This window comes from Pseudomonas sp. PSE14, assembly GCF_029203285.1.
GTDB lineage: Bacteria > Pseudomonadota > Gammaproteobacteria > Pseudomonadales > Pseudomonadaceae > Pseudomonas.
On sequence record NZ_CP115669.1, the window covers coordinates 1,848,159 to 1,871,955 of the forward strand.

Here is a 23,797-nt window from a genome sequence, read left to right on the forward strand (position 1 = left end):
CCCTAAGCATAGAAAACCCTGGCGCCGTTTGGCGCATGCGTTGTGGCAAAATTCTTCCCTTCACTCGGGGGAGCCTCCATGGCTTGCGTGGTGCTGGACATCTGCCTGCCGGCGGACAGACTGCAGGCAGTCTACCGCGGGGACGCCAATCGCGTGCTGGTGACCAGTCGCGAGGGCCGCCGGATCAGCCTGCCGGCCCGTCATCTGCGCCCATTCGTCACCCATTCGGGCGTACAGGGCTGCTTCGAACTGGAGTTCGATGACGCCGGGCGGCTACTGGCTTTGCGTCGCCTCGCCTGAGCGAGGTGCGGCCGGCTATAATAACGCCCCATTTTGCCGACCGATGCCCGACCATGTACAGCCTGGCCCGCGAGCTCCTGTTCAAGCTTTCCCCGGAAACTTCCCACGAATTGTCCATCGACCTGATCGGTGCCGGCGGCCGTCTCGGCCTCAATGGCCTGGTCACAAAGGCTCCGGCCAGCCTGCCGGTGAAGGTGATGGGCCTGGAGTTCGCCAACCCGGTGGGGCTGGCGGCCGGCCTGGATAAGAACGGCGATGCTATCGATGGCTTCGCGCAACTGGGGTTTGGCTTCGTCGAGATCGGCACCGTCACCCCGCGCCCGCAGCCAGGCAACCCAAAGCCGCGCCTGTTCCGCCTACCGCAGGCCACCGCCATCATCAACCGCATGGGTTTCAACAACCATGGCGTCGATCACCTGATCGAGCGGGTCAAGGCGGCGAAATACCGTGGCGTGCTGGGCATCAACATCGGCAAGAACTTCGACACGCCGGTCGAGCGCGCGGTGGACGACTACCTGATCTGCCTGGACAAGGTCTACGCCCACGCCAGCTATGTGACGGTCAACGTCAGCTCGCCCAATACGCCCGGCCTGCGTAGCCTGCAGTTCGGCGATTCGCTCAAGCAACTGCTCGAAGCCCTGCGTCAGCGCCAGGAAGACCTGGCTGTCCAGCATGGCCGCCGCGTACCGCTGGCGATCAAGATCGCCCCGGACATGAGCGACGAGGAAACCGCCATGGTTGCCGCCGCGCTGATCGAGTCGGGCATGGACGCGGTGATCGCCACCAACACCACGCTGGGTCGCGAAGGCGTCGAGAACCTGCCGTTCGGCAACGAGGCGGGTGGCCTGTCCGGTGCGCCGGTGCGCGAGAAGAGCACCCACATCGTCAAGGTGCTGGCCGGCGAGCTGGGCGGGCGTCTACCGATCATCGCTGCCGGCGGTATCACCGAAGGCATCCATGCAGCGGAGAAGATCGCGGCCGGTGCGAGCCTGGTGCAGATCTATTCGGGCTTCATCTACAAGGGCCCGGCGCTGATCCGCGAGGCGGTGGATGCCATCGCCGCGGCCAGAAGGGGCTGAAGAACAGCGGGGAATTAAAAAGGGCTCCTTATCGGAGCCCTTGGGCTTGCGCCCTTCCGCCCGGATGGGGCGGCTTGGGGAAGTCGGTGTGATTCGTAGATTCAGCCGTTTGCGTGCTGCATCTGGTTCAGACGTTGAATACCGGCGGTGCCGGTCAAACCATCCCAGTTGTCGCCACGGCCCTCACGCCAGCCATTGAGCCAGGATTGCCGGGCAGTGGGATGAGTAAACGGACAGAGGTCGCGAGATTTTCCAGTAATGCCGTGCTGATAACCGCGCAAAAAGGCTCTTTCCAACGGATCACGCTTAAGTCTTCTCATAGGGTGTTGCCCTCACTTGTTGACTGTTATGTCCCGTTGGCCCCCCTGGGAGGCCGGGCGGAAAATTCCGCCAATGGGGCGCATTGCCGGCGTGACACGCCCCGCCCGTCATCATTGCGATAACGGATTAAGCTGAGTTCTAACCAATGCCTCCGGGGCTGTGAACAACCAATTTGTCATAAAGACTTAACTCTTATGGAATCAAGCCATAAGAATTTGCCCGGTTGGGAAGTGCCACCATCGCGTAACCCACCAGGGGCGCGGGGTTGTATCGGGTCAAGGGGAAAGTGTGTCTAATTGCGACTTTCTCTCATTCCGACGAGCGGGCCGGTTATGTGCGACTCGAGGTCGCAGACGGATTGAACGTCCGTCCCCGAAAATGAACACCGATTGCTGTTCGCGGAAAAACCAACCGCGCGAATGGCCGACGAGGCTCCCTGGTGGAGCTTCATAAAAAAGAGAGGGCTGCGGCCCGGGAAGATTGACATGGCGGAACACTACGAACTTTTCCTGACCTGCCCCAAGGGGCTCGATGGCCTGTTGCTGGACGAGGCCCAGGCGCTGGGCCTTGAGGAGGCGCGCGCCCAGGTGTCGGCGGTGCGCGGGCAGGGCGACCTGGAGACGGCCTATCGCCTGTGCCTGTGGTCGCGCCTGGCGAATCGGGTGTTGCTGGTGCTGTCGCGCTTTCCGGTGAACAACGCCGAAGAGCTGTACATGGGCGTGCGCGCCGTGCCCTGGAGCGACCACCTGGATGCCGGCGGCAGCCTTGCGGTGGAGTTCAGCGGCAAGGGTTCGGGCATCGACAACACCCACTTCGGCGCGCTGAAGGTGAAGGACGCCATCGTCGACAACCTGCGCGCCGAGTTCGGCAGGCGCCCGACGGTGGACAAGGTCAATCCGGACATCCGTGTGCACCTGCACCTGGATCGCGGCCAGGCGGTGCTGTCGCTGGACCTCTCCGGCCACAGCCTGCACCAGCGCGGCTACCGTCTGCAGCAGGGCGCCGCACCTTTGAAGGAAAACCTCGCCGCTGCCGTTCTGATCCGCGCCGGCTGGCCGAAGATCGCCGCTGAAGGCGGCGCGCTGTCCGACCCGATGTGCGGTGTCGGCACCTTCCTGATCGAGGCCGGCCTGATCGCCGCCGACATCGCACCGAATCTCAAGCGCGAGCGCTGGGGCTTCAGCAACTGGCTGGGTCACGTTCCGGCGATCTGGAAGAAGCTGATCGAGGAAGCCCAGCGCCGGGCTGACGCCGGTCTTTCGAAGACGCCGTTGTGGATTCGCGGCTACGAGGCCGACCCGCGCCTGATCCAGCCCGCGCGCAACAACATCGAACGCTCCGGCCTGGCCGAATGGGTGAAGATCTACCAGGGCGAGCTGGCCACCTTCGAGCCGCGTCCGGACAAGGGCCAGAAGGGCCTGATCATCTGCAACCCACCGTACGGCGAGCGCCTGGGCGATGAAGCCAGCCTGCTGTACCTCTACCAGCACCTGGGCGAGCGCCTGCGCCAGAGTTGCCTGGGCTGGAGCGCCGGGGTGTTCACCGGTGCGCCGGAGCTGGGCAAGCGCATGGGCATCCGCAGCCACAAGCAGTACGCCTTCTTCAACGGCGCCTTGCCGTGCAAGCTGATCATGCTCGACGTGGAACCGCGCCAGTTCGTGACCGGCGATCGCGGCGAGCGCAGCGAATCCGCGCCGGCCCAGGGCGCCGCGGTGATCGAACAGGCGCGCCTGAGCGAAGGCGGGCAGATGTTCGCCAACCGCCTGCAGAAGAACCTCAAGGCACTGGGCAGGTGGGCGCGCAAGGAAAAGATCGAGTGCTACCGCCTGTATGACGCCGACATGCCCGAGTACGCCCTGGCCGTGGACCTGTACCGGGACTGGGCTCATGTGCAGGAATACGCCGCGCCCAAGTCCATCGACCCGGCCAAGGCCCAGGCCCGCCTGCTCGATGCGCTGGCCGCACTGCCGCAGGCCCTGGGGATTCCCACCGAGCGCATCGTGATCAAGCGTCGCGAGCGTCAGGCCGGCAAGAAGCAGTACGAGCGGCAGAACGCCGAAGGCCGCTTCATGGAAGTGGAAGAGGGTGGCGTGAAGCTGCTGGTCAACCTGACCGACTACCTCGACACCGGCCTGTTCCTCGACCACCGTCCGATGCGCCTGCGCATCCAGCGCGAGGCCAGGGGCAAGCGCTTCCTCAACCTGTTCTGCTACACCGCCACGGCCACCGTGCATGCGGCCAAGGGCGATGCGCGCAGCACCACCAGCGTCGATCTGTCCAAGACCTATCTCGACTGGGCGCGGCGCAACCTGTCGCTCAACGGCTTCTCCGACAAGCAGCGCCTGGTGCAGAGCGATGTGATGGAGTGGCTGCGCGAGGATCGCGGCGAGTACGACCTGGTCTTCATCGACCCGCCTACCTTCTCCAACTCCAAACGCATGGAAGGCGTGTTCGACGTGCAGCGCGACCATGTCGAACTGATCGACCTGGCCATGGCCCGCCTGGCCAAGGGTGGGGTGCTGTACTTCTCCAACAACTTCCGCAAGTTCGAGCTGGATGAAGGGCTGGCGGCGCGTTATCAGGTCGAGGAAATCAGCGCCCAGACGCTGGACCAGGACTTCGCCCGCAACAGCAAGATCCACCGCGCCTGGCGCATTACCGTGCGCTGATGTCGACTGGCGCACGGCCGACCGAGGCCGTGCGTCGAGTGGCTCCTGGGCAATCTGCCATCATCTGCTATAAGAACTGGGTACCCTTTCCGCAGCCCTGACGCGGGAGTCCCCATGACTCAGTTGCCGGCCTATGGGCAGTTGCCTGTCGCTCAGGGATTCGCTCGCCAAAAGAAGGCGTTGCGCGCAGCCGGCCTGGTGCTCGCTGCGGGGGTGTTGCTGACGGGGTTGCTGGGCTGGAATGTCTGGCGCAACGCCCGCACGTCGCTGGAACAGCAGTTCGCCCTGGCGGCCAACGAGCGGGTCGATCGGGTGCGTGAGCGGCTGGTGTTGCAGCGCAGCGAACTGGAGTCCATCCAGCGCTTCTTCGAGAACTCCAACGAGGTATCGCGCGAGGAGTTCGAGCATTTCGTCAGTCCCTTGCTGGGGGATGCCCTGGGATATGCCTGGCTGCCCAGGGTCGAGCAGAACGCGCGCGCGGCGTTCGAAGAGCAGGTCCAGGCTTCCGGGCTGCTCGACTATCTGATTCATGACCTCGACTCGCAGAGCCATCCGGTGCCCGCGCAGGTCCGCGAGCGCTACTTTCCCGTGCTCTACGGGGCATCAGAGTATCTGCAGGAATTGCCGCTTGGGCTCGATCTGAGTTCCACCCTGCCGGGGCGCGAACTGACGCAGCGGGTGCTCACCGGACGGCAACTGACCGCGTCGATGCCGGTCGTCCTGCCCGGTGCGCCGGTGGAGGACGCGGCCGGCGTCCTGCTGGCCGCCCCCTTCTACCGCGGTAGTGTGATGACCAGTCCTGGGGAGGAAAGCCTTGGCGGCCTGCAGGGCATGCTGGTGGCCGCGATCAGCTACCGCCTGCTGATCGAACAGGGCATGGACGTGGATAGCCTGGCGCAACTGGCGATTACGCTGCGCGATAGCGCCGAGCAGGGTCCGGACTTGCCGATGTACCGCAGCGTGGTGCGGGCTGCGCAGAATTCCGGACTGGTGATGGAGCGGCACCTGGACTTCGCTGGGCGGGACTACCTCGTCCGCGTTGAGCCTTCCCGCGACTTTCTGCAACGCAACGAGGGGCATCCGCAGCTGTGGGTGCTGCTCGGCGGATTGCTGACCTCGTTGTTGCTGGCCGGTTATGTGCTGGCGCTGCTGGGGCAGCGCCAGAGGGCACTGCAACTGGTGGAGGAGCGTACTGCTGAGCTGCGCGCGAATCAGTTGGAGCTGCAGGAGAACCAGGCACGCCTGCACTTTGCCATGGACAGCGCCGGCCACGGCGTGTGGGACTGGAATATCGACCTGGGCAAGGTGTTCTACTCCCACGCCTGGAAGGCCATGCTGGGGTTCCGCGATGCGGAGGTTGGCGCGAGTCCCGACGAGTGTGCGCGCCGGATTCATCCGGATGATCAGGCTGCGCGTGGCGAGGCGCTTCAGCGGCACCTGCGTGGCGAGACATCGCTGTACCAGAGCGAGCATCGCTTGCGCTGCAAGAGTGGCCGATGGCTGTGGGTGCTGGACCGGGGCCAGGTCGTGGAGCGGGGGAGTGACGGTTCTGCGCGCCGCATGATCGGTACGCAGACCGACATCAGCTCGCGCAAGGCGGTGGAGCTGGAACTGGGCGAGGTCAACAGTCGCCTGCATGGGCTGCTCGATGCGGCAACCCAGGTGGCCATAGTGTCCACCGACCTGCGGGGGTTCGTCCGCAGCTTCAATGTCGGCGCCGAACGCCTGTTCGGCTATAGCGCGCGGGAGGTGCTGGGTCGGCCGGTGCCGGAGAGCATCTTCGTCAAGGAGGAGATCCGCCGTCGGGCGCATGACCTGTCCACCGTGCTGGGGCGCGAGATCCGAGGGTTCGAAGTGGTCGGCGCGCTGGTCGGCGAAGGGCACGAGGAGTACGAGTGGACGTGCGTTCGTCGCGACGGCCAGAGGTTGAAGATCAACCTGATCATCACCGGGGTACGGGATTCGTCGGGTGTGATGACCGGCTACCTGGGCATCGCCACCGACATTACCCGGCGCAAGGAAGCGGAGCTGGAGTTGCGGCGGCTCTCGGTGACCGACGCGCTGACTGGCGTGCACAACCGACGGTACTTCAAGGAGCAACTGGAACTGAGCATGGCGCGCTGCTCACGCAGTGGCGAGCCGCTGTCGCTGGTGATGTTCGACGTCGATCACTTCAAGAGCATCAATGACCGATTCGGCCATGAGGCCGGCGACACCGTTCTGGTCACGCTGTGCCAGCGAGTCGCCCAGCGCTTGCGCAAGGCGGACGTATTCTGCCGCCTGGGCGGAGAGGAGTTGGTGGTGCTGTGCCCGGGCAGTTCGGTGGAGCAGGCCATGCAACTGGCCGAAGCGCTGTGGCAGGCGCTGCGCAGCCAGCCCATGGAGGGGGTTGGCGTGGTGACCGCCAGCTTCGGGGTGGCCGGCTGGCGCATCGGCGAAACGGCCGATGATCTGATGTGCAAGGTGGACCGGGCGGTTTACCGGGCGAAGCGGCAGGGGCGGGATCGTCTGGAACGCGCAGACGACTGAGGGCCCCGGCAGGTGCCGGGGCCCACGTCCATCAGTCGCCGGCGCGCTTGGTGGTGCTGTAGAGGTCCAGCAGCACCTGGTCGAGGATGGACGACGCGCCCCACGGCCGGTTGCTGTTGAGGATCGCCACCACCACCCAGGAGCGTCCGTTGGCGTCGCGGCTGAAGCCAGCGAGGGCGCGAACGGTGTTCAGGGTGCCGGTCTTGACGTGCGCCTCACCGGCCATCGGGGTGCCGCGCAGGCGTTTGCGCATGGTGCCGTCCTTCGCCACGATCGGCAGCGAGGAGATGTATTCGGCTGCGTACGGGCTGTGCCAGGCGGCTTGCAACATCGCGGCCATCTCGCGGGCGCTGACGCGCTCGTCGCGCGACAGGCCGGAGCCGTTCTCCATCACCAGGTGAGTGGCGGTGATGCCCTTGCGCGCCAGCCATTGGCGAATCACCCGCTGCGCGGCCTGTGCGTCATCGGCGTCGGCACCGTTGCGGAAACGCGCGCCCAGGGAGAGGAACAGTTGGCGCGCCATTGTGTTGTTGCTGTACTTGTTGATGTCGCGAATGACTTCCACTACATCCGGCGAATCGGCGCGGGCGACCAGTTTGGCGCTCTTGGGCACGTTACCTTCGCGGTCCTTGCCCATGATCGTGCCGCCCAGTTCCTGCCAGATGCCGCGCACCGCGCCGGCGGTGTAGCCCGGATGGTCGAGCAGCGACATGTAGGTCTGCGCGCTGCAGCCCAGGGGAATCTGACCGGTCGCTACCAGAGAGGTGCCATCGAACTGGGTGACGGGATTGAAGCGCAGCTTCGGCCAGGCCGGGCAGGGCGCAGCCTTGCTCACCTGGACCTGGTTGTCGATGCGTACGTTGGCCAGTGGCGGGTCCATCAGCACGCTGGCCTTGCCGCCGTCGGAACGCACCACTAAACGCACGCTCTTGAGGTTGACCAGCAGGGAGTCGGGACCGACCAGGAAGGGCTTGTTGTCGTCGCCGCCGTCGTCGTTGAACACCGGCAACTGCGGGATGTTGAAGTAGCTACGGTCCAGCACCAGGTCGCCGGTGACCTTGCTGACGCCATTGGCGCGCAGGTCACGCATGAGCAGCCAGAGCTTCTCCATGTTCAGCTTGGGATCGCCGCCGCCCTTGAGGTAAAGGTTGCCGTTGAGCACGCCGTCCTTGAGCTGACCGTCGGTGTAAAACTCGGTCTGCCACTGGTAGGTGGGGCCGAGCATCTCCAGGGCGGCGTAGGTGGTGAACAGCTTCATGGTCGACGCCGGGTTCACCGATACGTCGGCATTGAAATACGTGGCGTTGCCGGGGCCTTCGAGGGGAATCATCACCAGCGACAGCGCATCGTTGGTCAGTTTGCTGGCCTTCAGGGCCTTTTCGACGCGTTCGGGCAGGGTGGTATTGATCTGGGCCAGGGCCGGCAGGGTGAAGGGTAACAGTGTGGCGAGGGCGATAACACGCAGCGATTTGAACATAGGAAAGGTGACATCCCAGTGGTCGGGCATTGACATGAAAAAATGAAAAGATGAAACGCAACAATACGAATAAGCGCTCCTTGTTCCCCCGGAGCTGCGGACATTATGCCGCAAGCCGCTGCGTGTTGCGCTGGGCAACACATGCCAGTTGTCATGGGCGAGGGCGGTGGAACTGTTAAAGTTGTGGATGGTCTGCCCGGATCGCAGCGGGCAGTTGGAATAATCACGATGAGGTCGAATTGTCGCCTTGTCCGCCGGAGATAGTCAGATGGCCACCCATCGTTCTCGTCGTTTGCGCAAGAAGTTGTGTGTCGATGAATTCCAGGAGTTGGGATTCGAATTGAGCTTCCAATACAGGGAGGATATGGATGCAACGGCGATCGCGGCGTTCATGGAGCGCTTCGCGGCCGATGCGGTGGAGCCCAACGACATGGTGTATGGCGGCTGTGACGAGTACGGTTTCATCTGCCTGGCGCATCGCGGCTCGGTCAGCGAGGAACAGCGCGCCATCGTCGACGGTTGGCTCAAGCAGCAGCCGGAACTTGCCGGTTACACGGCGGGGCCGTTGATGGACGCCTGGTATCCGGATCAGCCCATCAACGCCAAGGCGTAGGTGGCGTCCTCGAGATGCACGCGCTGCCGAGGGTGGCGGTGCATCCGGGGCGTCATGCGCTTTTCTTGCCCAGGGTCTGCAGCAGCGTCTGCGGGTCCAGGGGCTTGGACAGGCAGGCGAGGAGGGGAAGGCCGCGGCTTTTTAGGTCTTGCTCCAACTTCTGCAGTTCGTCTTCCTCCTTGCAACTGAACAGTATCGCTTGCCGTATGCCGCCACTGCTGGCCAGTTCGCCAAGCAGGTCCACGCCGTTGGTGCCCGGGAGATTGATGTCGCACAGCAGCAGGTCGAAGGGCTTTGCGCGCCGTTGACAGGCCTCCCGCGCTTCCTCGGCGTCCAGCGCGGGCGTCAGGCGGAAGAAGCCCATCCGGTTGAGATGCATCTGCATGGCGATCAACTGAAAGGGATGATCCTCGACGACCAGGATGGCGAGTTTGGGGTCCTGCATGACGAATCTCCTGGGGGTGAGATTTGTGGGCTTTTGTCGGGCTCAGAAAGTTCGTTTCGGAAAGTATTCGGTACTCGAAATGATTTTCGGTGTATTAATGCATCTAAGGATATTCGAGTATTTTTATTTGTTTGGGTGAGTGCTTCGAATTTTTGATGTGTGAGGCCTTGCAGGGTGGTTTTATTGGAGGTTCAGTGAGGGCGTGAGTTTATTAGTGCTGTGCTTGAATTTTTATGGTTTTTGATTTTTTTAATGTCGGCGGGAGTAATGAATTTCCAACCTTCATTAATGTCTGAGTTCTGTGCGTTCCGGCCAGATGCAATATCTCCCGATGCAGTTCCGAGGACTCCTCGCACATCAGCCTCCAAGATTTGATCAGATTCTCCTGTACGACCCGTTGCAGAAAGGGCAAGCCGTCATCGCAGATGTCGATACCTGCTCTGGGGCGCCGCCGCTGCAATGCCCCCCCCCCCTCAGTGGCCGCTGTCCGCATATCCCAATAACCGCGCGTTTTCAGGGCGGCATGGTGGGTTGCCTGGGAATCGGGTGATCCTCCAGGTCCATCAACTGAAGGGTGGCCATCTTGGAATGTCGTTAAGGATGTGCTGTTGTCAAAGGTGCAGCTCTTGTGGAAAAAGCGCTGCCGGTGTTTTGCTTGTTTGATGTCAGAAGGGTCTGCCTGGAAGTCAGATATAGAGATTGGTAGTTGTATTTTTTGGAGGGTCGGTGATCAAGGTTTTAGGAGTTTTGTAGGATATCTACGCTTGTTGTGTAGGAATTCCCTTTGATGATAAATATCGAGGGGAGCTCGTCTCGACAGAACAAGCTTAGAAGATATCTTACCGGCAGATATTTCACTTGATGAAAACTGTCGGAGGGATTCCGTGAGCAAGGTACTGATTGTCGATGACCACCCAGTAATCCGCATGGCAATGCGGGTACTGCTGGAAAAAGAAGGCCATGTCGTCGTGGGCGAGACGGACAACGGCGTGGACGCTCTCTCCTTGGTCAAGGACCTTGTCCCGGATCTGGTTGTCCTGGACATCGGAATCCCCCGCCTGGATGGCCTGGAAGTCATCAGCCGCATCTCCGCCTTCGAACTGCCACTGAAAATCCTGGTGCTGACCGGGCAGAGCGCATCGCTGTTCGCCATGCGCTGCATGCAGGCCGGTGCCTCGGGGTTCGTCTGCAAGCAAGGCGGGCTGGCCGAACTGATCAGCGCAGTCAGTGCCGTGGTGGCGGGGTACAACTACTTCCCCAGCACGGCCATTCGGCAAACACGCAAAAACAGCGGGCAAATGGATGACCAGGAGCTCATCCAGCGCCTCTCCGACCGCGAAATGGCTGTGCTCCAGTACCTTGCCAATGGTTATTCGAACAAGGAAATCTCCGAGCAGATGTTCATCAGCAACAAGACGGTCAGCACCTACAAGACACGATTGCTGCTGAAGTTGAATGCCCATTCTCTGGTCGATTTGATCGAATTCGCCAAGCGTAACGCCTTGGTCTGAGGTGGCTGATGTTCAACTGGCGTAGGCACCTTCGTTTGGCGCTCGTGGCAGCACTGCTACTGGGTTGCCTGGGGGGCGAGGGAGCGGAGTTGAGCTCCTGGTCTCCGATGAATCTGCTGGCCCGGTCGTTGGACGTGAGGGTCAAGGTCCCCCTGGATGAGGCTGACTGGCAATGGCTACGAGGCAAGCGCACCCTCGTACTGGGGGTGACTGCGCCCGATTATGCGCCGTTCGATATCACTGCCAGTGGCACCGACCTCGAAGGTGTCACCGCCGATTACATGGGAGTGCTTGCCGACGCTCTCAACGTTCGTGTCGAAGTGCGCCGATATGCCAACAGAAATGCCGCGATCGACGCACTCCAGCACGGAGAGATCGACCTGCTGAGCCGTTCTACCGACTATGAGTCGAACATCCCCGGGATCAGTCTTTCCCAACCCTACTTCACCAATCAGCCGGTTGTCGTCGGGCCCCAGGGGTTGCGCTTGGATAGCGGGGAGCAGTTGCTTGGCAAGCGGATTTCGGTGGTCAGCGATTACTTTTCCGGCGAGGAGATAGCCAAGTATTTCCCCAGCGCCACGATCATGCCTTTCCAGTCCGTACGCAAGGCGCTCGAGGCGGTGGCGTTCGGCCAGGCGGATCTGTTCGTGGGGGATGCATTCAGCGCGCAATACCTGATCAGCCAGGGTTATCTCGCCAATCTGAAGTCGCTCAATTTTGCCAGCTTCAACGGCGCGGGATTCAGCTTCGCCGTCAGAAGCGCCGACGAACCCTTGCTGCGAATCCTCAATCACGCACTGGCAGCTACGCCGCAGCAGGTCGACAACACCATCCAGCGCCGCTGGAGCCCCGGTGGTGCCTACTCCATCGTCAACCGGCGATTGATCCTCACCCCCCAGGAGCAGCGCTGGATGGAGCGCAACCCGCACCCGGTGCTGGTAGTTGATCGAGCGCTGGCACCGATTTCCTTCTTCGATTCGCAGCAGAATTTCAGGGGGGTCACCGCGGACCTGCTGGACCTCATCCATGCGCGGACGGGACTCAGCTTCGACGTGCAGCCCGAGACCGGTATTGCGGCAATGGTGGACGACGTCAGGAATCGCAAGGCGAAGGCGATTGGAGCACTGACTCCGACTCTGGATCGGGAGGAGTTGCTGTCGTTCACCCGTCCGTACATGACGGCATCCTTCGTGGTCGTGATAGGGAAGAACGCCAATTGGTTCCATTCCCTGGCCGATCTTCGCGGGCGGCGTGTCGCCGTGCCCAAGGGGTCGATTCTGGAAAGCTTCATGCGTGAACAGCATCCAGAGGCGCAGCTCGTGCCAGTGGAAAACAACGTCGATGACCTGTCGATGATCAGTGAGGGCAAGGTGGATGCGGGTATCCATCTGTCGACGTCGGCGAATTACCTGATTTCGCGTTACTACCATGATCTGCGTGTGGCTGCGTCCCTGGATCGGGAGCCAGGCCAGTTCGCCATTGCCGTGTCTCAGGCGGACCCGGAGCTGCTGAGCATCCTGAACAAGGCGATACTGGCGATCTCTCCAGATGACATGGCCAACGTCATCAGCCGGTGGGCAGCGACTGCCGAAAATCCCGATAGCGTCTGGGATGGCTACCGAACCCAGATCGTGCAGTTGGTCTCGGCCAGCATAGTCCTGCTCTGCCTGGTGCTGCTGTGGAACTGGCGCTTGCAAGTGAAGGTCCGCCGCCGTCAGTTGTCGGAAAGGGAGCTCAGTTATCGGCTCGGATTCAAGCGCGCGATGATCGACGGAATTCCCCACCCAGTTGCCGTCAGGGACAGGGAGGGTCGGCTGCTCACCTGTAATCGCAGCTTCCTCGAGGTTACGGGCATGACCCGAGAGGCTGCTCAAGGCAGCCGCCTGGTCGATTGCGACTGGCTACCTGCCGAGGAGGCTCAGGCGCTGCATAAGGAACTATTGCAAGCCATGGAGCAGGGGACGGCATTGACCGCGGACCGGGTTTTCCGGTTGCGCGGCAATGAACTGGAGGTTTACCACTGGGCGACGCCCTATCGGGGAGAAAAGGGCGAGGTATTGGGATTGGTGAGCGGCTGGCTCGACGTCACCGAGCGCGAGCGTCTGCATCACCAGTTGCAGACTGCCAAGGACCAGGCCGAAGAGGCCAACCGCGCCAAGAGCACCTTCCTGGCCACCATGAGCCACGAAATCCGCACGCCGATGAACGCGGTGATTGGCATGCTGGAACTGGCGCTGACTCGCGCTGACCGGGGACAGTGGGAGCGCGAGCCGGTCGAGGTCGCCTATGACTCGGCCAAGTCCCTGCTGACCCTGATCGGCGATATTCTCGACGTTGCCAAGATCGAGTCGGGACGTCTGACCCTGATGCCGGAGCGGGCCCGGCTGCGTGAGCTGGTCGAGTCAATCGCCCGGGTCTTCGATGGCCTGGCGCGGCAGAAGGGGCTGGAGCTCAAGGTGGAGATAGAAGCTGATGCGGCCTGCGAGGTTCTCATCGATCCGCTGCGCTTCAAACAGATACTGTCGAATCTGGTCAGCAATGCCATCAAATTCACCGACAAGGGCCAGGTGCGGATTCAGGTCAGCGGAGAGCGCCTCATGGGGGGACGCATTGCGCTGAATGTCGCGGTCGAAGATAGCGGCATCGGGATATCCGCCAACGATCAGACCCAGCTCTTCGAGCCTTTCAGCCAGGCCTCGCAGAACAGCCATGCTTCCCGCGGCGGCACCGGGTTGGGGCTCACCATCTGTCGCAAGCTGGCGGAAATGATGGGCGGCAGCGTTCGCCTGGAAAGCGAGCTGGGGCGTGGCACGCGGGTCAGTGTGAGCCTGCTGTTGCAGGTACTGGAGTCGTTGCCTGAAGAGCAGAAGGGTGCCAAGGCGGAGCCAAGGGTACGAGGCAAGTCGCTCCGGGTGCTGGTGGTGGATGATCATGCCGCCAACCGCCTGCTGCTGACGCAGCAGCTCGAGCACCTCGGTCACCAGGTGGACGTGGCATCTGACGGGGCGCAGGCATTGCAGAACTGGCATCCCGGTGATTTCGATCTGGTGATTACGGACTGCAACATGCCGGTGCTCAATGGCTATGAGCTGGCGCGCAGAATTCGTGAGCTGGAGGTGGAAATGGACGTGGCGCCTTGTGTGATTTTCGGCTTCACGGCCAATGCTCAGCCGGACGAGGTGGAAAACTGTCGCCGTGCCGGTATGAACGATTGCCTGTTCAAGCCCATCGGTCTTGAGAATCTGCGCAGGCGCCTGGAGTCCGTGCCCAGCATCGTGGCCGACAACGAGTGCGAGGCAGTGCAGGGCGTGGATCTCAAGTTGCTGGAGGAGATGACGGAGGGGAATCCCGTCCTGATTCGACGCCTGCTGGAGGAGTTGCACAGCAGCAATGACGCCGACATCGAGCAGGTCGCGCCGCTGCTGGAGGCGCAGGACTGGAAACAGCTGGGTGATCTGGCGCATCGCATGAAAGGGGCCGCCCGCCTGGTGAATGCGCGTGTCCTGCAGGAAGGCTGCGCCGAGCTGGAGGCAGCTTGCCGTGATCATCTGGACCTATCGGACATCCGCGCCAAGGTGCGGGCGGTCGTTTCGGCGATGGCCGATCTGCAGCGAGGGCTCAGTGAGCAACTGGCCAGGTCCGGGCGGGTGGCGTAAGGCTCAGCTCGGGCTGGAGCGCCCGGTCATTTCCCGCGCCAGTTCTGTCGCATAGCTGTCCGTCATGCCGGCAATGAAATCGATGACACGCAGGAAGGAGCGATACAGTGGCCAGCTCGGGTCCGGCGCATTCTGTCCAAGCAGGTCGAGGATTCGCCGGTGCTTGAAGGATGGGGTTCGTCCGCCGTGCTGCTCCAGGGCTGCACCGCAGAAGGAGTTGAGCAGAATTTCCAGGGTGGTGTAGGCGCCGATTTCATGGAGCGTCTTGCGCTTGTCCTGGAAGATCTTTTCCCGCGCCATGGCCTTGGCCCGCTGCACGCAGCGCTTGGCGGGGCCGTGCATGTGCTCCACCAGGTCGCCGGTCAACTGGCCAGCCAGCAGCGCCGGCTCCTGCTCGACGAAGGCTCGCGCCGCGGCATTGGTCAGGTGCTCGATAGCCTTGCCACGGAGGATCGCCAGCTTGCGCCGGCGAGAGTCGTTGGGGCCAAGCTGGCGGTAGGTTTCCGGTAGATCATCGTCGACCAGGTCGAGCAGCAGCGCTTCGACTTCGGCGTAGTCGAGAAGCTCCATCTCCAGGCCGTCTTCAAGGTCGATCAGGCCATAGCAGATGTCGTCCGCCGCCTCCATCAGGTAGACCAGCGGATGGCGCGCCCAGCGTTCGGCCTCCAGCTGAGGCATGCCCAGCTTCTGGGTGATCTGTTCCAGCAGCGGCAGCTCGCTGCGGTAACAGCCGAACTTGTGTTTCTTGTAGCCCAGCGAGTCGGCATGGCGGGCTGTCCAGGGGTATTTCAGGTAGGTGCCGAGCGTCGCGTAGGTCAGGCGGGTACCACCGTCGAACTGGTGGTATTCCAGCTGGGTGAGCACGCGGAAACCCTGGGCGTTGCCTTCGAAATGCAGGAAGTCGGAACGCTCCTCGTCATTCATGTCGTCCAGCCAGCCGCGTCCGGCGGCCTGCTGGAACCAGTGGCGGATCGCGTCTTCGCCGGAGTGGCCGAAGGGCGGGTTGCCGATGTCATGGGCCAGGCAGGCGGACTGCACGATCACCCCCATGTCGGCCGGGTCGCACCATTCCGGCAGGCGGTCGCGGAGGATTTCGCCAACCCGCATGCCCAGCGAGCGGCCGACGCAGCCGACCTCCAGCGAGTGGGTCAGGCGGGTGTGGATGTGGTCGTTGCTCGATACCGGGTGCACCTGGGTCTTGCGGCCCAGGCGGCGGAAGGCGCCGGAGAAGATGATGCGGTCGTGATCCTTGTGGAAGGCACTGCGACCGAGCTCGGCGCTGCTGTGTACCGGTTTGCCGAGGCGTTCTCGGGGGAGCAGGGTGTGCCAGTCCATTCGTGGTTCCGCAATCTTGGAGAGTTACCGGCAACGCTAGCCGTTCGCGCCGGCAATCTCAATCGCGGGGCTACAGACCCTCGGCGTCGATATCGATGAGGAGCAGTCGTCGACCCTGGTCGATGAACTGTCCGGCGGTCATGCAGTACTGGTTGGTGGTGGCGTCGCGATAGGTGTTGGACAGCATCAGGCGGCGCTCCTCCCAACCCTCGGCCAGCAGTTGGTAGAAATATGGACGCCAGGACCAGTTGTGGCCCAGGTAGCGCCGGTCCTCTTTCCAGAACAGCCCGTTCCACTCCAGGTTTGGCGAGGTTTGGGTGCCGTGGCGGTCGCACTGGTAGATGCGCAGCAGTCGGGTGAAGGATTCTGGCGCCGCGGGGATGCTGCTGAGGATGGCGCCGCTCTCGGCCCAGGGGCGCAACATGTCCATCAGTCCGGCTAGCTGCTGGCGTAGCTGGATAAGGCTGGCGCGCTCCCGTAGTTTGCGGCGCACGTAGCGATCGCGGTGCTGGGCGAAGGCTTCGCGGAAGGCGTTGCTGGCCGGGAATTCCAGTTCGGGCCTGGCGAACAGGTAGCCCTGTACGTAGCGGGCACCGCATTCCAGGGCGAAGTCCATTTCCTCTTCGGTCTCCACGCCCTCGGCGATGATCCAGCAGCCAGTCCTCTCGGCCATCTGCGCCAGGGCCTTCACCACGTCGCCGCTGGGCCCGCCGCGGGCGGCCGCCTGGAACAGGCGCATGTCGAGCTTGAGGATGTCCGGTTGCAGCGCCAGCACGCGGTCGAGCTGCGAGTAGCCGGCGCCGAAGTCGTCGATGGCAATGCGCGCGCCGGCTTCGCGGTAACGCGCGACCACTTCCGGCAGACGTTGGTGGCCGCCGCCCAGTTCGGTGATCTCGAAGACCACGCGCTTGGGCGGGACCCCTTGCTGTTGCAGTTGCTTGAGACTGGGCAGCGGCTGGTTCGGACGCAGGCGGCTGATCCAGCGCGGCGAGATGTTCAGGCTGAGGAACCAGTCCGATGGTGCTTCGTGGATACGCGCCAGGGCCGCATCGCGGATCTGCCGATCGAGTCGGCGCAGTTCGCTCAAGCTCACGCGCGGATTGAAGAACAGTGGGCCGACCGAAAGCAGTTCTCCATTGTCCTGGCGCAGGCGCCCCAAGGCCTCGACGCCCGCGACCAGGCCGGTCGCGGTGTCGATGAAGGGTTGGAAGCAGGCGATCGGTTGTCCTTCGGTCACGGGGCACATCCTTAGTGGTGTGACAGCAAGCGCCAGCGGCGCGGGTCGTTGTCACTTTGCAAGAATGTGGCCACTCAGGACGGCGGTGGCGTCTCGCTCCGCGGCTTGCGCAGTTGCAGCAACAGTGGGGCCAGGGCGATGCCGATGCGCAGCAGGCGAATCCACCGGCGTTTGCCGAGCAGTAGCGCCAGTGCGGCCGCGCCACCGGCGCCAGCCCACAGGGGAGTACTGCCGCGCAGGCTCTGGCCAATGTCGCGGGCGCTCTTCAGGGGGCGTAGCAGCAGGTCGCTCTCGCGCTTGAGCTGCTGGCGTTGCATTTCCAGGCGCAACCGTACGATGGCCTTGCGTAATTCCGCCCGTGACAGGTGCTGTGCGGATTCGGGCAGTTCGCTCATGGCAGCAGGCGCTCCCGGTCTCGGGCCAGTTCGTCGAGTGTCGCACTGAAGGGTGAACTCTCGTCGCTGAGCAGTTGGTACAGGCGCCAGGCGCACAGGAGGCTTCCGGCAATATAGAAGAGGCAGAGGCCGATGGCCGCCTCCAGTCGATAGCTGTCCCAGAACAGCAGCAGGACCAGCGTCGACAGGCCGATCAGCAGGAGCAGCGCGAACACCAGGGCGAGCCCCGCCAGCAGCAGGATCTGCACGGTGCGCGCTTTCTGTTCCTGCAGTTCGATGCCCAGCAGCTCGACGTGCCCGTGCAACAGTCCGAGGAATGCGGCGCCCAGGCGCCGCAGGGAAGGGGAGTTGGCCTTGTCGGCATCCATTCCGTCGCTCATGGATCAGCGCCGGCTCACCAGCAGGCCGAGCAGGAAGCCGACGCCCGCGGCGATGCCCACGGCCTGCCACGGGTGCTCGTTGACGTATTCCTCGGTGGCATCCGCCGCGGCCTTACTCTGGTCGCGGACAACGTCCTTGGTGGAGTTGATGGCTTCCCGGGCGCGTTTGAGGCTGGAGTTGATCTGGTCGCGCATCTGGTCGGCTTCGGCGCCGGCCAGCTCGGCGGAGCTCTGCAGGAGTTTCTCGGTGTCGCTGACGAGGGCCTGGAATTCCGCCAGGAGTTCTTCCTTGGCGGCGTTCACTGCGGTCTTGCGAGGCATGTGATGCTCCTTGATCGGGTTGAGGTTCTTAGGTTTTCGAGCCCCAGAGGCCTGGGAAGTTTCTCATAAGTTGGGCGCCGGCGATGCCAAAGGCGCGTGGTAAAGCCTAGCCGCTGATTTTCCGGGCGGGTGGTATGCCGCTTGCATTTCTCTGGTGCGCAAGGAGAGCGGAATGCCCCGTCGCGGGGCGATTCCGGAGCGATGAAAGGCCGGGAAAGCCCGCTCAACACACTGAAAAACCAAAGAAAGTATAGAAAACAGCCGTGCTGGTCCGATCGCCTGTGAGCGAATCCGGGGCAGCATTCGGCCCCCGCTTGGTGCGCTGCTGCTTCAGGGTGGTGCGAATAGAGGTGGTCGCGGGCCGTTTTGGTGCTTTCTTCTTGACCTTCGGGGCTGCCTGTAGCGATGGAAAACCTCAATAGCGCCGTGGAAACCCTTGTCCACGGCTCCAATACGCTGTTCATCCTGATGGGCGCGGTCATGGTTCTGGCCATGCATGCCGGCTTCGCGTTCCTCGAAGTCGGGACGGTGCGCCTGAAGAACCAGGTCAATGCGCTGTCGAAGATTCTCTCGGACTTCGCCATCTCGACCCTGGCCTATTTCTTCGTCGGCTACTGGATCGCCTACGGCGTGAACTTCCTGCAGCCCGCCGCGAGTCTGGCGACGGAGAATGGTTATGCCCTGGTGAAGTTCTTCTTCCTGCAGACCTTCGCCGCGGCGATTCCCGCGATCATCTCCGGCGGCATCGCCGAGCGTGCCCGATTCGGTCCGCAGTTGTGCGCCACGGCGCTGATCGTGGCCTTCCTCTATCCCTTCTTCGAGGGGCTGGTGTGGAACGCCAACTTCGGTTTCCAGGACTGGTTGAGGGCCGAGTTCGGCGCGGCCTTCCACGATTTCGCCGGCTCCGTCGTGGTGCACGCGTTCGGCGGTTGGCTGGCGCTGGCGGCGGTGCTGCTGCTGGGACGGCGCAATGGCCGTTACCGCGAGGGGCGCCTGGTGGCCTTTGCACCTTCGAATATCCCGTTCCTGGCGGCCGGGTCCTGGGTGCTGATCGTCGGCTGGTTCGGCTTCAACGTGATGAGCGCCCAGACCCTGGTCGGTGCCAGCGGGCTGGTGGCGGTCAATTCGCTGCTGGCGATGGTCGGCGGCACCGTGGCCGCGCTGCTGGTGGGCCGCAACGACCCGGGCTTCCTGCATAACGGTCCGCTGGCCGGGCTGGTGGCGGTCTGCGCTGGCTCCGACCTGATGCACCCGATCGGTGCGCTGGCCACCGGTATGGTGGCGGGCGCCTTGTTCGTCTGGGCGTTCACCGCAACCCAGGTGCGTTGGAAGATCGACGATGTGCTCGGTGTCTGGCCGTTGCACGGCCTGTGCGGCGCCTGGGGTGGCGTTGCGTGCGGCATCTTCGGCCAGTCCGCGCTGGGTGGCATCGGTGGTGTGAGCCTGGCCAGCCAGGCGGTCGGGACGCTGGTCGGGGTGACGCTGGCGTTCGCCGGTGGCCTGCTGGTCTACGGCCTGATCAAGACGGTGGTGGGTATCCGTCTGACCCAGGAGCAGGAGTACTACGGCGCCGACCTGTCGATCCACAAGATCGGTGCGATCAACCAGGACTAAGTGAGGCTGCAAGGAAAAAGCCCGGCATGTGCCGGGCTTTTTCGTTCCGCTGCCGGGTTACCAGAGCGGCATGGTGTAGCTGACGATCAGACGGTTTTCGTCGTAGTCGTTGGTGTAGTTGGTGCGCATGGTCGCGTTACGCCACTTCAGGCCGAGGTTCTTCAGCGGGCCGTCCTGGAAGACGTAGGCGATGTCGGTGTCGCGCTCCCATTCCTTGCCTTCCTTGTCGCTGGTGAGCAGGTCGATGTTGTCGCCGTTCACATAGCGGGTCATGAAGGTCAGGCCAGGGATGCCGAGGCCGGCGAAGTTGTAGTCGTAGCGCGCCTGCCAGGATTTCTCGTCCTTCATGGCGAAGTCGCCGATCTGGATGTAGTTCACCAGGTAGGGATCGGTGCCGTTGATGTAGGCGAAGCCGGTGTCGCCGCTCATCTTTTGGTAGCCCAGGCCGAAGGCGTGATAGCCCAGGGCGTAGGTGAACATGGCGTTGAGTGCCTTGTTGTCGACGTTGCTGCCGCCGTCGTCATCGGACTTGGCCCAGCGGATGTCGGACTTCAGCGACTGCTTGTCGGCGATCGGCAGGACATGCAGCAGCCCCAGGTAGTGCTGCTTGTAGATGTTGTCGAGGCCGCCGTAGTGGTAGCTGGTGCTGAGGCTGTCGGTCCACTTGTAGGTCAGGCCGCCGAACAGGAATTCGTTGGTCTTGGTGGTATCGCCGAGCTTGATGTTGCGCTTGGCGCCACTGGTGATGGTCATGTCCTCGTAGTCGGAGGAATCGCGCTGGTTCACCTGGTACAGGCGGCCGGCGTCGACGGTCAGACCGTCGATTTCCATCGAGTTGAGCGCCGCGCCGCTGAAGGTCTGCGGCAGCAGGCGGGTGTCGTTGTACTGCACCACCGGCATCTTCGGCAGCAGGGTGCCGGCCTTCAGGGTGCTCTTGGAGGCGCGCAGCTTGGCGGTGACGCCGAGGTCGCCGTAGCTGTCCTCGGCGCGGTGGTCGCTGCTTGAACGCTGCAGCAGGCCGGTGCCGCTGCGGTCAGGCGACGAGTCGAGTTTCAGGCCGAGGGTGCCCAGGGCGTCGACACCGACGCCGATGGTGCCGTCGGTGAAGCCGGATTCGTACTTGAGGATGAAGCCTTGCGCCCATTCTTCGGCCTTGTTCTGTGCCGGTGGCGGGCTGGACTGACGGAAGTCGCGGTTGAAGTAGAAGTTGCGCAGTTCAACGCTGGCTTTGCTGTCCTTGATGAAGTCAGCATGGGCAATGGTCGGAACGGTAACGCTGGTACCCAGCGTGGCCAGGGCCACGGCACGGGCGATCGGGGTCATGCTCATTGTTATTGTCTCCTCGAGCGCTTTGGGCAGGTCGGTGATGCCGGATGGGGGCGGCATGTCGAACTGTTACAGCCTACCTACTAAATCATTACGGAATGTTGACGACTCTTAGACCTTAGTCGTTGATTAGTGAGCTGGCTATTGAAGCGCCGGACGGCGACTGGTGCGGGTTTGCCTGTATCCAGTTGGGGTAGTAGCCGAGGCGGTCCTGCACCCGGGCGTCGTGAGCGGGGACGACGGTCAGCTCCGGGTGCGAGCGCATCAGCAGGTGCACGCGCGCCACTTCGGCGAGGGTGCGCTCGCGGTCGTTGTCCACCAGTTTGCGGCTGACCCAGAACTTCTCGTGGGGGCCGGTGAAGCCGGACAGCTGCCAGGTGGTATCCCCGCTGAAGAAGAAGCGTCGACCATCGTCCAGGGTTAGGAACAGACCGACCGAGCCGGGCGTGTGGCCGTGCATGGGTACCAGCACCAGGCTGCCGTCGCCGAACAGGTCCAGGCTCTCGTCAAAACCCATGAAGGGTGTTGGCTCGAACGCGTAGGGCACCCATTTCACCCGGTGGCGGAACTGGCTGGGGAACACGGCCGGTGGCTGCGCGATATGGGCGTAGTTGATTTCTTCGTAGGGCGCCCAGACCGGCACCTCGGGGAAGTCCGATAGCCCGGAGGCATGGTCCCAATGTGCGTGGGACAGCAGGATGCGGTCGATGCGAATGCCGCTGCCCTGCAACTGATCGCGCACCGGTTTCAGCCCTTCATAGTGGAACAACGGTTTGCCCCACCAGGGCATGTCCTGCTTGAACTGTGCGTCCGCCTGGCTACCCAGGCCGGTGTCGAACAGCAGGGTGGCGGCGTGGTGCTGGATCAGCACGGCGGTGTGGTTGGTCGGCACCTGGCGGGTCCAGTCGCCGCCAGCAACAGTGAAGGCCTCCAGGGTGGTGATGCCGGAGGTGCGGACCAGCGCGAAGCGCAGGTCCGCGGCAGTGGCATTCAGGCAGGCGAGGGCGAGCGCCCCAGCCAGCAGCAGGGAGAACAGGCGCATGGATGAAGTCCTTTTTAGTCGGTGGTCGGCAGGAAGGGCGAGTACTGCAACTCGGAGAAACCCAGGGGCAGGCGTGCGCGCCGCAACCGCCAGGCCCCGGGGCGCAGGCTGAGCATGCGTTGCGCGCCGGGTGCCCAGGCAGGCGCGCCGTCCTGCGGCCAGTGGATGCGCGCGGTCGCCTGCAGGTGCAGCAGGTCGCCGCTATCGAAGTCGATCAGCAGCAGGGCGCAGCGCGGCTCCAGCGCCAGGTTGCCGAGGGTGTTGAACAGGTTGTTACCGGCGTAGTCCGGCAGCCACAGCAGGCCGTCCTCGCCAAGCCGCAGGAAGCCCGGCGGGCCGCCGCGATGGGAGATGTCGACGCCACCGTTCTCGCCGGCATGCAGGCTGGTGATGAACAGGGTGTCGCTGTGGGTCGCCAGCTCCACCCAGCGCGGGTCGAGGCCGACCCCGCTCAGGCTGGGCCCGGGCGTGCGGGGCTGGGCCTGCCAGAGGCGCGACTGGATGTACTTCGGGCAATTGCCGAAGGATTGCAGCGTACGGACGCTGAAGCCTTCGCTATCCAAGGCTTCCACACGGCCGTTGAGGCGATTGCGCCGCCGGGTCGGCAGTTCGAGCCCGAGCAGGCCCAGCAGTGCGCCGTCGTACAGGTTGGCGTACAACGGGTCGTCCGCTTCGGCCAGCGCGTCGATGCGCAGGCGCTCCGGCTCCGGTGAATGGGCGAATCCGGGGGAGCCCCAGAGCACGGAGGCCTGGGGATGCCCGTCGGGATCGACGCTGCCGACCAGCAGCCATGGCAGCTGGGCGAAGAAGGCGCGGTGCTGGTCCGGCATGAAGCTGCGGATCGCCCGGCCGCCGAAGTCAGCGACCTGCTCGCGCACGCCGGCCCGTTCCTGAATCGCCAGTTCACCGGGGTGGAAGGGGGTATCCATCACTCGCCTCCAGAATCTTACAGCCGGGGTTGCGGTACATAGCCGGGCAGCGCGCGAATGCGGGCGAGCCAGTCCTGCACATAGGGATAGCTGGAAAGCTCCAGACCACCGTCTTCCGCAAGCGTCACGTAGGGATAGACGGCAATGTCGGCGATGGTCGGTTCGTCGGTCTGCGCCAGCCAGCGGTGCTCGACGAGGGTGACATCGAGCAACTCCAGGGCTTGGCGGCCCTTGGCCTGGGCCGCTGACAGGTCGCCGGGGCGCTTGAACAGCAGGATCACCCGCGCCGTGGCCAGGCCGTGCTGGACTTCATTGGCGGAAAAACTCATCCAGTGGGCGATGCGGCCCTGAGTCACCGCGTCCTGCGGGCTCCAGCGCGGCTCGGCGTATTGCCGGGCAAGGTAGGTGAGGATGGCGTGGGAGTCGCCCAGGCGCAGCTCGCCGTCTTCCAGTGCCGGCACCTGACCGCGCGGATTGATCGCCAGGAAGGCTGGACGCTTGTGCGCGCCACCGAACAGGTCCACCGGTGCCAGTTCAGCCGATTGGCCGATCAGCCCGAGGAACAGGCGCACCTTGTAGCAATTACCGGAGAGCGGGACGTCGTGCAGTTTCATGGCG

Annotated in this window: 20 protein-coding genes; 8 read left to right on the forward strand and 12 right to left on the reverse strand. The window is 63.4% G+C overall.

What is annotated here, in order from left to right; genetic code table 11:
- The first annotated feature begins 78 nt into the window (after positions 1-78).
- The gene (locus tag O6P39_RS08715) at positions 79-300 is read left to right on the forward strand and encodes a DUF2835 domain-containing protein (RefSeq protein WP_275610956.1); all 222 of its coding nucleotides are present in this window, start codon (positions 79-81) and stop codon (positions 298-300) included.
- Between the two features lie 53 nt (positions 301-353).
- Entirely contained in the window at positions 354-1,379 is a 1,026-nt protein-coding gene (locus tag O6P39_RS08720; RefSeq protein WP_275610957.1) for a quinone-dependent dihydroorotate dehydrogenase, read from the forward strand.
- A gap of 101 nt (positions 1,380-1,480) precedes the next feature.
- On the opposite strand, the gene rmf is transcribed toward O6P39_RS08720, so the two are convergent.
- Entirely contained in the window at positions 1,481-1,699 is a 219-nt protein-coding gene (rmf, locus tag O6P39_RS08725) for a ribosome modulation factor (protein ID WP_015478012.1), read from the reverse strand.
- Between the two features lie 486 nt (positions 1,700-2,185).
- On the opposite strand from rmf, the gene rlmKL reads away from it, so the two are divergent.
- Together rlmKL and O6P39_RS08735 are read left to right on the forward strand one after the other, a co-directional pair.
- Complete coding sequence (gene rlmKL / locus O6P39_RS08730) at positions 2,186-4,369, forward strand: bifunctional 23S rRNA (guanine(2069)-N(7))-methyltransferase RlmK/23S rRNA (guanine(2445)-N(2))-methyltransferase RlmL (protein ID WP_275610958.1); 2,184 nt, start codon at positions 2,186-2,188, stop codon at positions 4,367-4,369.
- A 114-nt stretch (positions 4,370-4,483) separates the two neighbouring features.
- On the forward strand, positions 4,484-6,898 hold the full coding sequence (locus O6P39_RS08735; RefSeq protein WP_275610959.1) for a diguanylate cyclase: 2,415 nt from the start codon (positions 4,484-4,486) through the stop codon (positions 6,896-6,898).
- A gap of 31 nt (positions 6,899-6,929) precedes the next feature.
- On the opposite strand, the gene dacB is transcribed toward O6P39_RS08735, so the two are convergent.
- Positions 6,930-8,375, reverse strand: coding sequence for a D-alanyl-D-alanine carboxypeptidase/D-alanyl-D-alanine-endopeptidase (dacB, locus tag O6P39_RS08740; protein ID WP_275610960.1), 1,446 nt, complete (start codon positions 8,373-8,375; stop codon positions 6,930-6,932).
- 268 nt (positions 8,376-8,643) lie between these two features.
- On the opposite strand from dacB, the gene O6P39_RS08745 reads away from it, so the two are divergent.
- Positions 8,644-8,988, forward strand: a complete 345-nt coding sequence (locus O6P39_RS08745; RefSeq protein WP_275610961.1) for a YggL family protein — start codon at positions 8,644-8,646, stop codon at positions 8,986-8,988.
- A 52-nt stretch (positions 8,989-9,040) separates the two neighbouring features.
- Here O6P39_RS08745 and O6P39_RS08750 read toward each other — a convergent pair whose 3' ends face one another.
- Positions 9,041-9,433, reverse strand: coding sequence for a response regulator (locus tag O6P39_RS08750; RefSeq protein WP_275610962.1), 393 nt, complete (start codon positions 9,431-9,433; stop codon positions 9,041-9,043).
- 884 nt (positions 9,434-10,317) lie between these two features.
- Here O6P39_RS08750 and O6P39_RS08755 point away from each other — a divergent pair.
- Both O6P39_RS08755 and O6P39_RS08760 read left to right on the forward strand, forming a co-directional pair.
- The gene (locus O6P39_RS08755) at positions 10,318-10,944 is read left to right on the forward strand and encodes a response regulator transcription factor (RefSeq protein ID WP_275610963.1); all 627 of its coding nucleotides are present in this window, start codon (positions 10,318-10,320) and stop codon (positions 10,942-10,944) included.
- A gap of 107 nt (positions 10,945-11,051) precedes the next feature.
- The gene (locus O6P39_RS08760; RefSeq protein WP_275610964.1) at positions 11,052-14,600 is read left to right on the forward strand and encodes a transporter substrate-binding domain-containing protein; all 3,549 of its coding nucleotides are present in this window, start codon (positions 11,052-11,054) and stop codon (positions 14,598-14,600) included.
- Positions 14,601-14,603: 3 nt separating this feature from the next.
- On the opposite strand, the gene O6P39_RS08765 is transcribed toward O6P39_RS08760, so the two are convergent.
- The 5 genes from O6P39_RS08765 to O6P39_RS08785 all read right to left on the reverse strand — a co-directional run bounded on the left by O6P39_RS08765 (position 14,604) and on the right by O6P39_RS08785 (position 18,268).
- Positions 14,604-15,935, reverse strand: a complete 1,332-nt coding sequence (locus O6P39_RS08765) for a deoxyguanosinetriphosphate triphosphohydrolase (protein WP_275610965.1) — start codon at positions 15,933-15,935, stop codon at positions 14,604-14,606.
- A gap of 70 nt (positions 15,936-16,005) precedes the next feature.
- Complete coding sequence (locus O6P39_RS08770; protein ID WP_275610966.1) at positions 16,006-17,172, reverse strand: EAL domain-containing protein; 1,167 nt, start codon at positions 17,170-17,172, stop codon at positions 16,006-16,008.
- A gap of 74 nt (positions 17,173-17,246) precedes the next feature.
- Entirely contained in the window at positions 17,247-17,567 is a 321-nt protein-coding gene (locus O6P39_RS08775; RefSeq protein WP_275610967.1) for a hypothetical protein, read from the reverse strand.
- Positions 17,564-17,947, reverse strand: coding sequence for a phage holin family protein (locus O6P39_RS08780; RefSeq protein WP_275610968.1), 384 nt, complete (start codon positions 17,945-17,947; stop codon positions 17,564-17,566). Before O6P39_RS08780 ends, O6P39_RS08775 begins: the two co-directional genes overlap by 4 nt.
- A gap of 3 nt (positions 17,948-17,950) precedes the next feature.
- Entirely contained in the window at positions 17,951-18,268 is a 318-nt protein-coding gene (locus O6P39_RS08785; protein WP_275610969.1) for a YqjD family protein, read from the reverse strand.
- Positions 18,269-18,673: 405 nt separating this feature from the next.
- Here O6P39_RS08785 and O6P39_RS08790 point away from each other — a divergent pair, with 405 nt between their 5' ends.
- On the forward strand, positions 18,674-19,882 hold the full coding sequence (locus O6P39_RS08790; RefSeq protein WP_275610970.1) for an ammonium transporter: 1,209 nt from the start codon (positions 18,674-18,676) through the stop codon (positions 19,880-19,882).
- 57 nt (positions 19,883-19,939) lie between these two features.
- Here the strand turns inward: O6P39_RS08790 and O6P39_RS08795 are convergent, their stop codons facing one another.
- The 4 genes from O6P39_RS08795 to O6P39_RS08810 form a co-directional block, all read right to left on the reverse strand.
- On the reverse strand, positions 19,940-21,211 hold the full coding sequence (locus O6P39_RS08795) for an OprD family porin (RefSeq protein ID WP_275610971.1): 1,272 nt from the start codon (positions 21,209-21,211) through the stop codon (positions 19,940-19,942).
- 115 nt (positions 21,212-21,326) lie between these two features.
- Positions 21,327-22,250 (reverse strand): MBL fold metallo-hydrolase, encoded by a 924-nt coding sequence (locus O6P39_RS08800; protein WP_275610972.1) that lies wholly within the window; start codon positions 22,248-22,250, stop codon positions 21,327-21,329.
- 14 nt (positions 22,251-22,264) lie between these two features.
- Positions 22,265-23,179 carry a pyridoxamine 5'-phosphate oxidase family protein gene (locus O6P39_RS08805; protein ID WP_275610973.1) on the reverse strand — a complete coding sequence of 305 codons (915 nt, stop codon included), beginning with the start codon at positions 23,177-23,179 and terminating at the stop codon, positions 22,265-22,267.
- Positions 23,180-23,196: 17 nt separating this feature from the next.
- On the reverse strand, positions 23,197-23,793 hold the full coding sequence (locus tag O6P39_RS08810; RefSeq protein WP_275610974.1) for a glutathione S-transferase family protein: 597 nt from the start codon (positions 23,791-23,793) through the stop codon (positions 23,197-23,199).
- Between the last annotated feature and the right edge of the window lie 4 nt (positions 23,794-23,797).

Bases quoted from the DNA above. Each gene is read 5' to 3' on its own strand.
- O6P39_RS08780 (WP_275610968.1), bottom strand. From the start codon at position 17,947: ATGAGCGACGGAATGGATGCCGACAAGGCCAACTCCCCTTCCCTGCGG.
- O6P39_RS08715 (WP_275610956.1), top strand. From the start codon at position 79: ATGGCTTGCGTGGTGCTGGACATCTGCCTGCCGGCGGACAGACTGCAG.
- O6P39_RS08720 (WP_275610957.1), top strand. From the start codon at position 354: ATGTACAGCCTGGCCCGCGAGCTCCTGTTCAAGCTTTCCCCGGAAACT.
- dacB (WP_275610960.1), bottom strand. From the start codon at position 8,375: ATGTTCAAATCGCTGCGTGTTATCGCCCTCGCCACACTGTTACCCTTC.
- rlmKL (WP_275610958.1), top strand. From the start codon at position 2,186: ATGGCGGAACACTACGAACTTTTCCTGACCTGCCCCAAGGGGCTCGAT.
- rmf (WP_015478012.1), bottom strand. From the start codon at position 1,699: ATGAGAAGACTTAAGCGTGATCCGTTGGAAAGAGCCTTTTTGCGCGGT.
- O6P39_RS08775 (WP_275610967.1), bottom strand. From the start codon at position 17,567: ATGAGCGAACTGCCCGAATCCGCACAGCACCTGTCACGGGCGGAATTA.
- O6P39_RS08735 (WP_275610959.1), top strand. From the start codon at position 4,484: ATGACTCAGTTGCCGGCCTATGGGCAGTTGCCTGTCGCTCAGGGATTC.
- O6P39_RS08765 (WP_275610965.1), bottom strand. From the start codon at position 15,935: ATGGACTGGCACACCCTGCTCCCCCGAGAACGCCTCGGCAAACCGGTA.
- O6P39_RS08790 (WP_275610970.1), top strand. From the start codon at position 18,674: ATGGAAAACCTCAATAGCGCCGTGGAAACCCTTGTCCACGGCTCCAAT.
- O6P39_RS08750 (WP_275610962.1), bottom strand. From the start codon at position 9,433: ATGCAGGACCCCAAACTCGCCATCCTGGTCGTCGAGGATCATCCCTTT.
- O6P39_RS08795 (WP_275610971.1), bottom strand. From the start codon at position 21,211: ATGAGCATGACCCCGATCGCCCGTGCCGTGGCCCTGGCCACGCTGGGT.
- O6P39_RS08745 (WP_275610961.1), top strand. From the start codon at position 8,644: ATGGCCACCCATCGTTCTCGTCGTTTGCGCAAGAAGTTGTGTGTCGAT.
- O6P39_RS08800 (WP_275610972.1), bottom strand. From the start codon at position 22,250: ATGCGCCTGTTCTCCCTGCTGCTGGCTGGGGCGCTCGCCCTCGCCTGC.
- O6P39_RS08810 (WP_275610974.1), bottom strand. From the start codon at position 23,793: ATGAAACTGCACGACGTCCCGCTCTCCGGTAATTGCTACAAGGTGCGC.
- O6P39_RS08785 (WP_275610969.1), bottom strand. From the start codon at position 18,268: ATGCCTCGCAAGACCGCAGTGAACGCCGCCAAGGAAGAACTCCTGGCG.
- O6P39_RS08805 (WP_275610973.1), bottom strand. From the start codon at position 23,179: ATGGATACCCCCTTCCACCCCGGTGAACTGGCGATTCAGGAACGGGCC.
- O6P39_RS08760 (WP_275610964.1), top strand. From the start codon at position 11,052: ATGAATCTGCTGGCCCGGTCGTTGGACGTGAGGGTCAAGGTCCCCCTG.